General features: G+C 48.0%; 1 rRNA gene. It reads right to left on the reverse strand.

Annotated features, from left to right (window positions below):
* Nucleotides 1-736: ribosomal RNA gene (locus tag FC20_RS09595) — 16S ribosomal RNA — on the reverse strand; the annotation flags it as partial.
* Nucleotides 737-876 lie beyond the last annotated feature (140 nt).

The raw sequence follows: 876 nt of genomic DNA on the forward strand, positions 1-876 counted from the left end.
CCACTGGTGTTCTTCCATATATCTACGCATTTCACCGCTACACATGGAGTTCCACTGTCCTCTTCTGCACTCAAGTTTCCCAGTTTCCGATGCACTTCTTCGGTTGAGCCGAAGGCTTTCACATCAGACTTAAAAAACCGCCTGCGCTCGCTTTACGCCCAATAAATCCGGACAACGCTTGCCACCTACGTATTACCGCGGCTGCTNGCTTTCTGGTTGGATACCGTCACTACCTGATCAGTTACTATCAAATACGTTCTTCTCCAACAACAGAGTTTTACGATCCGAAAACCTTCTTCACTCACGCGGCGTTGCTCCATCAGACTTTCGTCCATTGTGGAAGATTCCCTACTGCTGCCTCCCGTAGGAGTCTGGGCCGTGTCTCAGTCCCAGTGTGGCCGATTACCCTCTCAGGTCGGCTATGCATCACGGTCTTGGTGAGCCTTTACCTCACCAACTAACTAATGCACCGCGGGTCCATCCTAAAGTGATAGCCGAAACCATCTTTCAACCTTGCACCATGCGGTGCTAGGTTTTATGCGGTATTAGCATCTGTTTCCAAATGTTATCCCCCACTTTAGGGCAGGTTACCCACGTGTTACTCACCCGTCCGCCACTCACTCAAATGTTATCAATCAGAAGCAAGCTTCTTCTATCTAACGAGAGTGCGTTCGACTTGCATGTATTAGGCACGCCGCCAGCGTTCGTCCTGAGCCAGGATCAAACTCTCGATTAAAAAGTTTGTAGCTCTTGTTTTGTTACTTAATTTATTTGCTAGCGAAATTGACTTCGCAAATATGTTTTGTGCCCCGAAGGGCGACCCTACACATTTGGTTTGTCGAAACTTTGTTCAGTTTTCAAAGGTCTACTGAGTTG

Origin of the sequence: Lactobacillus equicursoris DSM 19284 = JCM 14600 = CIP 110162, assembly GCF_001434815.1 — a bacterium.
In the GTDB taxonomy this organism is placed as follows: Bacteria; Bacillota; Bacilli; order Lactobacillales; family Lactobacillaceae; genus Lactobacillus; species Lactobacillus equicursoris.